Here is a 7,169-nt window from a genome sequence, read left to right on the forward strand (position 1 = left end):
CCAGGTAAAGAAGATCGATCATAAACATCCAATTACAATAGGTTGGTCCAAAGCGAAGGCTGCTGAGAATCTTAAAGAAACGGTAGACCTGGTGAGTTATCATTTCTATGAGCCTATGGAGAATTTCAAGAATTCCCATCAAAAACTAACAGAAAAAGTCTCAAAACCTATTGTAGTTCAGGAGTTTGGGCTGTCATCCTATAATGGTCTTTGGAATCCTTTTGGTGCAGATGTAACCGAGCAGGCTAAATATCATAAGTATATGCAGCAACAATTCTCCAAATCAAATATTAATTTTGTTTCCTGGACTTTATATGACTTCCCTGAAATTCCCAGTGAGGTTGCCGGATCGCTGCCTTGGAGAAAGAAAAAACAGACGGCCTTTGGTTTTATTGATTTTGAGGGGAACGAGAAACCAGCTTTCGAATTTATCGAATAGATTCTTCAAAGGATACTGTTTCAAACTTAATACTTTGAATAGTTATCGTAATAAGGTAATTGTAGATAATTTGATTTCAGAAGAGATAAGCAGAGCATTGATGGATCATCTAAGTTCAATAAGATATAAAACAAAAAAGGATAGAAATTTCTTTCTATCCTTTTCATCTAACCAATAACCAATAATCAACCTATTCAAACAAAATTTAAATTTATTTTAGCACGCAAAAGCTTCTGAAATTCATCAAGATAAAGCTGAGCGATTTTCTCCATTGGTAAACTGCAAGCAGCATCATAATTCACTTCGCCGATAGTTCTTCTGTGCAGATCGTTTTCTATGATCTTCTCCATAGAATCTGCCAGCGAATCCACATTTCCAGGTTCAAAAAACTCTCCAACATATCCTTCTTCCTCTACCAGCAATGCAAGATCACCCAGATTAGGCATGACTACGGCTTTCCCGTAAGAACCTGCCTGGTGCAGTACTCCAGAACTACCTGTAGTAGAAGTATAAGGAAAAGCTACTAGTGTGCTTTCTCCAAAGATCACGGGAACATCTTCTTCTTCAACATAGCCTGTGAACGTAAGATTTCTCACATGATCATATTTTTTCATAACTCCGGCAAGATATCCTGGAGTATTCGGACTATCAGTTCCAGCGATCACAATTTCCAGTTCCTGGTTTGTTCTCTCTCTTAATTTTTCAACAGCTTCAATAAGAATGTCTACTTTCTTATACGTTCCAAATTTCCCGAAGGTCATGATCTTTTTAGGTCCTTCAGGAAGATCAAAATTAGGTTCTGGCGGAGTTTCAAAAGATCCATGAGGCACCTGTATCACATTATCTGCCTTATATTTGTCCTTGATCACATCTACATATTTTCCTATGGTAAGAGCTACGGTATCTGCCTGCAGCAACACTTTAGTAAGCCCTGTTCCCATCATATTATATAATTTCTGAAGGAGTTTGTTCTGCGTGAAACCAGCGTTTCCGAGATCTACCTGCTCCAGGATATTATGAAGCAAAACGATCGTTGGGATTCCTTTTAATCTGAAAAGTAATGGTAATAAAAGTCCTAAAGCTGCCGGGATCTTTTTATCACCGAATTTCATGAATTGAAGATTAAATAGTATAGCATCAGGCTTTTGTTTCACCACATTCTTATAGATACTATATACGTTCTTATAACTATTGAAGTTCCACGATTCCTTTACACTTACTTTGCAATTATCTGTATTGAAGTCTATTTGCTTAGGTTCCTTTGTATGATCTGTAATCAATACAAGTTCATCGACTTCTGGTTTCTGGGCGAATTGTTTTGCAAGATGGTAACCGTATTCGTTTAAGGTTACTTTGCTGGGCGGGTAAGCGGTGATTAGTGCAAGTTTCATAATCGTGGTTTTAATTAGATTCTATGTAAAGATCTCATCTTTATGTCTTTACTGAAGATATTTTCGTTCGGTTGAAGTTTAGTTTCGACGAATAGATCGTTTCATGTGATAAAGAAAATAGATTCCCTGTACGATCAATAGAAGTGTCATTACAAGGATCTGGGCTTCCACAACCATTTCCAGGCTCTCATGTTGAAAGTAGATCACCGTTAGCTGGAGTAGTCCAAAAATTCCGGAGAGTAGTACAGGAAGGTATTTATCTAAAGAAAGGAAATAATAGACAAAAACGTTAGCTATGGCAAAAAGCGAACTTGCCAGTGCATATTTCCATAATAAGGATGCAACTTCCACATAAGCCTCACCAAAGAGGATATTGATGATCAATGCTGGAAATAAGGCATTCACCACTACGATGGCAATCGCAAGAAAAGTGATCATTCCAAGGTATTTGAAGAATAACCTGGTCGTGTCCAGACCTTCTTTTTCCCGCTTCACTACTTCCGGTAGCAATAGCATGACGAACATCCAGGCTACAAAATACACCGCTCTGCCAATAAGTGCCAGTGAGGAGTATAAACCTGCCTCATGAGCATCGAAAAAGTGTTTTACCAGTAAAATATCGCCATTATTAATAAGGATCTGGGTTAGTTCATAAAAGGCAGTGACCACCACGAACTTCCTTAAATGTTTTAATTCCGCAGTACTAATTGCAGGCAGCACTTTTTGAGAAAGTCTTTTATAAGGTAACAGACCCGGAATAAGACTAACCAGAATTCCAAGAGCTACGAGTTCTGAACTACGGAAGGGTAACAACAGAATAAAGGCCAGAGTCAAGAGTAGCCTGCTCAACATTTCTCCCTGGTAAGTGATAGATAGTTTTATAAAATCCTGCTCTCCCTGGAAATAACCCCGGTTTACGCTCATTAGAAAATAAACCGGAACTCCCATTCCAAATATTCTGAACATCGTTGCAGAACCTGTGTTGAAAAACTCCTGTAGTTCTGATGCTCCTATCACAATCACCGCACCTAGAATAGCACCTATAATGATGCTCCATTTTCTACTGTATTTAAGAAAAGCTTCCTTCTTACTGCCATCAAAAGTTCCAATGAATTTGGCCACGCTTAGTTGTAACGTCATGGCTACGAAGGAAAGAATAAGTAGAAAGGTGATAAGGATCGCTGCATCGGCAAAAGCTTCCGGACCCAGAAGTCTTCCTAGAATAAGGTTATAGAGATAGTTTCCTACGTTAACGATCAATGCACTGATCATAAAAACCTGGGTGGGTTGCAGTACAATATTTAGTTTGTATAATTTCAAGGTGATCATGGTGGTGGTTTTATTGGGTTCTAGGCACTCAGCTGGAAATAATTGAATTCAAATAAATTACATCCGGAATTTAGAAAGGCAACCTGGAGACTGGGATTATTCGCCCCTTTGAAAGTTAAATATTTTCCTTCTGCGGTAGCATGAAGTAATAGTTCGTAGAACGCATAAACGCCGGCGACATCAATTTTGTTCAGAGGAGACAGGTTTATGATCACTCTGGATTTCATCTTCAGCATAATTTCAAAGTATTTCTTAACTTGTTCAGCATTGTAGGATGAAACCTTACCGTGTAACTCAAATACTCCTTCGTTCTCATAGATATTTAGCGACATAATTTTAGTTTTTCGGTTCTTTACTATTGCTAAGATCGTTTCTAAATCAGGGAAATAAAGGCAAGCTTCGATGAATGGCAGGTTGCTGTAGATGAATTATCGAAGATGTGTTTGTAACTTGCTTTCAAGGAATCTAACCACCCAGATCATGAATTTTAGATATTTATTAGTTGTAATTGTGTTGCTTATTTTTCAATTAAAATCCACCGCTCAGGAAATGGAGCAGGGTTTTGGCTACCTGGAAAATGGAGAATTCGCTGCGGCTAAAGACTTCTTCTCAGAGATCCTTGAGACTTATCCTGAAAATAAGACTGCCAGGCTTTGTTATGCCAGGTCGGTAGGATTGCATGACGATCCCTCTAAAGCGAACGATCTATTCAGCCAGCTATTGAAAGAATACCCAGATGACCTTGAGATTCAGCTTAATTATGCCGAATCTTTACTCTGGAATAAGAATTATCAGGATGCAGAAGTCTACTACAAGCAACTGGTCAAGGAAAATCCCGAAAATTTTGGAGCTTTGTTGGGTTACGCCAATACGCTTAGTAATTTAAAGGAATATGAACAGGCATTAAGTCTTATCAATAAATCACTGGAAGTATCGCCTCAAAATCCTAACGCGATGTTGTCCAGAAAATATATCAGACTGGGATACGCCAATCAGTTTTTAACTAACCGCGACTATGAGACTGCGATTCGCTATCTCGATGAAAATCTGAGTGAGAATGAACAGGATCAGGAAAGCTTGCTGAATAAAGCAAACGTTTATTTAATTCAGAAGAATGGAGCAGGGGCAAGGGAGGTTTATGAGAAACTGGCACTAACGAAGAACGATAGTATTGTGGCATTTAACGGAATATCTCTTTCATACCATATTGATGGCGACGAGAAGGAAGCTTTAATATATGCTGAAAAGGCCTATGATCTAGCAAAGACCTCTTCTGATGGTGCACGTTTAATGGAGGCTGAAGAACGGTATGTCCAGGCTTTGATCTGGAATAGGAAGTTCTCTCAAGCTGAGGATCTCATCGATGATTTAAAGCAGAAATATCCTGAAGAATCCCGTATTCTGGCGTTGGAAGCAAGTATGGGGATGTATACCGGTGAGTTCAGAAATAGTATTGAAAACTATAAAGCGATTCTTGCTCAGGATTCAGCTTCATTTGATGGGAACCTGGGAATAGCGAACGCCTATTTTGCAAATTCTGAAATTATTAAAGCTAAGAACGCTGCTGAAAAAACGCTGGCATATTATAAGAATCAGCAGGATGCTCAACAGTTTCTTGCTAAACTGAATAATACTTACAGACCATTGCTGGAAGAAAACATAAGTTACTCTTTTGACAATGGGGATAATGAAGCCGTGGCTTCAACAACCAGGCTGGTACTACCTTTAAGTACAAGACTGGAAGTTTCAGGTGCTTATACTTTTAGAGAGACCATGAATTCAAATTCAGATCTTGAAGCAACCTCCAACCAGTTTAATCTTGCCGCGAGGTATCGATGGAGTCCAGGATTATTGTTACGAGCCAATGTTGGTTTTGTCAAAGCAAATTCTACCCAGACAGAATATACCAATGCTGTAGGTGAGATCGCTGCAGGGCTAAAACCTTTTGTTAGAGATGATCTGGAGATCGGTTATCGCCGGGATATCCAGGATTTTAATGCTGAATTATTGAACAGGCAAATCGCCGGGAATCATTTCTTTCTGAATAACAATTACTCAACCAGGTATGGACTTGGGTGGTACCTACAGTATTTGCATACCGAACAAAGTGATGATAATACCCGTGATCTCCTTTTTACTTCTTTCTATTACAGTTTTCTGAAAAAGCCAGTGCTAAAAGGCGGACTCAATTATCAATTCATACAGTTCAAAAACCAGGTACCCACCATCTATTTTAGTCCCGAGCAATTTCATGCTACCGAGATCTTCCTGAACTTTTTAAGCAATGATCCAGATTCCAGGATCTCTTATGATCTTACGGCGGCCACTGGGTTTCAGTTTATTGAGGATGATGAGAAACAGGGGACATATAGACTACAGGGAAAGATCGGATATAACATCAGCGATCGATTTATCGCAGGTATCTATGGAAATCACAGTAATATTGCCTCTGCCACAGCTGCGGGTTTTACTTATACTGAATTCGGTATCAACTTAAAATGGAACTTTAAGAAAGTACCGATATTTAAGTATTAAGGCTAAGTTATAAATTGGGCTGATACCAGCCTTTTACAGGAAAATCCCTAATAAGAATTTCCAATTCATCTTCCGTCACCGGTTTAATGAGGTATCCAGATAGCTCGCTGAATTGTTTTGCTTTTTCAAGATCTTCAGGATCGTCTGAAGAAGTTACCATATAAATATGCACCTCTTTTTTTATCTTTTGCTCGATAGAGCGAAATTCATTAAGAAATTGCCAGCCATTTAAAAATGGCATATTAATATCTAGTAGCACAACATCTGGAAGTCCCTCCTGGTTATCGAGACTATTTTTAATCCTATCTATACCGTGCTCTCCATCAGTAAATTTTTCAACTTTTACATCAGGATTTATTTTTTTCAAGGTCTTACTGGTTACGAACTGGAAGATCTGATCGTCATCAATTAGGAAGAATGTCATGATGAATTTTGTTTTTACTAAAGGTTAGTATAAATTTTGTGCCAACTCCAGGTTTGCTCTTTACCTGTATACTGGCGTTCAATGATTCCAATTGTGTTTTTACGAGGAAGAGACCCATGCCCCTGCCAGAGACATTTCGATGAAATCTCTTATAAAGTTTGAATATTTCACCATCGTATTTATCCAGATCAATGCCCAGGCCATTATCTTCAATGATAAGAACTCTTTCAGACCCATCGATGTGGGTGCTAATATTTATTACACTTTTTTTAGCAGGATCCCGGTATTTGATCGCGTTAGAAATAAGATTTTGAGTTATACTTTGGAAGTATGTCTTTGAAAATTTGATAGTTTTCCAACCACTAAAATCTAATTTTACCTGCACGGTTTGATCAAGAACTTCCAGATATAAACCTAAGCAGTCCCTAATGAGAGACTCAACGTAGATCTTTTCAGTTTTAACCTGGTCATCATTCAGAACTCTCACATAGACAAGTAAGTCTTTTACGAGAGTATTGATACTGCTAGTAATGGTGTTTAATTTTGGAATGTATGCTTTTAGTTCGTCGTAATCTTCAGATCCGCTAACCATGGAAACCAAGGCAGACATGCTCGTGGTAGGCGCTCTGAGATTATGAGCTACAATGCTATTATACTCCTTCAACTGCCTGTTTCTTAATTGTAATTTATTCTGAATAGAAGTGAGTAGAATATTTTGATTTTCAAGCTTGTTCTTTTTCTCTTTTAGTTCTTTTAGATACTGAAGTTTAATAAGTTCATTTTTTGTTTCTTGTTTTGAAACATATACAACAACAAGTAGGAAGATAAGATTGATGAACAGCAAGGAGATGTAGAAGTTCTTAGCCGCAGCAAAAACAGTAGCGTTTGAAATTTTTGAAATAAGAAACCAGGTATTTCCAGTTTCAATATGAGCATGTCCACCTTTCACCAAATTCAATCGTGAGGTTGCATCTTTAAAATCAAGTCTATCAACCACCCAGAAACCTTCATCATCTTTTATAAATTTTTGGTTCGTTTTTAATAAATTCCA

Annotated in this window: 7 protein-coding genes; 2 read left to right on the forward strand and 5 right to left on the reverse strand. The window is 38.0% G+C overall.

The genetic code is table 11. The features are described 5' to 3' along the window. Positions 1-439 (forward strand): glycosyl hydrolase (locus ACNKXS_RS14405; protein ID WP_417921471.1); only part of this gene is annotated, 439 nt, incomplete at its 5' end. Positions 440-633: 194 nt separating this feature from the next. Here the strand turns inward: ACNKXS_RS14405 and ACNKXS_RS14410 are convergent. The 3 genes from ACNKXS_RS14410 to ACNKXS_RS14420 all read right to left on the reverse strand — a co-directional run bounded on the left by ACNKXS_RS14410 (position 634) and on the right by ACNKXS_RS14420 (position 3,491). Then, entirely contained in the window at positions 634-1,830 is a 1,197-nt protein-coding gene (locus ACNKXS_RS14410; protein ID WP_417921472.1) for a glycosyltransferase, read from the reverse strand. 78 nt (positions 1,831-1,908) lie between these two features. After that, entirely contained in the window at positions 1,909-3,159 is a 1,251-nt protein-coding gene (locus ACNKXS_RS14415) for an oligosaccharide flippase family protein (protein WP_417921473.1), read from the reverse strand. A gap of 20 nt (positions 3,160-3,179) precedes the next feature. Then, positions 3,180-3,491 carry an STAS domain-containing protein gene (locus ACNKXS_RS14420; protein ID WP_417921474.1) on the reverse strand — a complete coding sequence of 104 codons (312 nt, stop codon included), beginning with the start codon at positions 3,489-3,491 and terminating at the stop codon, positions 3,180-3,182. A gap of 148 nt (positions 3,492-3,639) precedes the next feature. Here ACNKXS_RS14420 and ACNKXS_RS14425 point away from each other — a divergent pair, with 148 nt between their 5' ends. After that, positions 3,640-5,694, forward strand: coding sequence for a tetratricopeptide repeat protein (locus ACNKXS_RS14425; RefSeq protein ID WP_417921475.1), 2,055 nt, complete (start codon positions 3,640-3,642; stop codon positions 5,692-5,694). 7 nt (positions 5,695-5,701) lie between these two features. Here the strand turns inward: ACNKXS_RS14425 and ACNKXS_RS14430 are convergent, their stop codons facing one another. Both ACNKXS_RS14430 and ACNKXS_RS14435 read right to left on the reverse strand, forming a co-directional pair. After that, entirely contained in the window at positions 5,702-6,118 is a 417-nt protein-coding gene (locus ACNKXS_RS14430) for a response regulator (protein WP_417921476.1), read from the reverse strand. Beyond that, the coding region (locus tag ACNKXS_RS14435; RefSeq protein WP_417921477.1) for a sensor histidine kinase at positions 6,099-7,169 on the reverse strand (1,071 nt) is incomplete at its 5' end. The genes ACNKXS_RS14435 and ACNKXS_RS14430, both read right to left, overlap by 20 nt.

This window comes from Christiangramia marina, from assembly GCF_048285865.1.
GTDB classification, from domain to species: Bacteria; Bacteroidota; Bacteroidia; order Flavobacteriales; family Flavobacteriaceae; genus Christiangramia; species Christiangramia marina.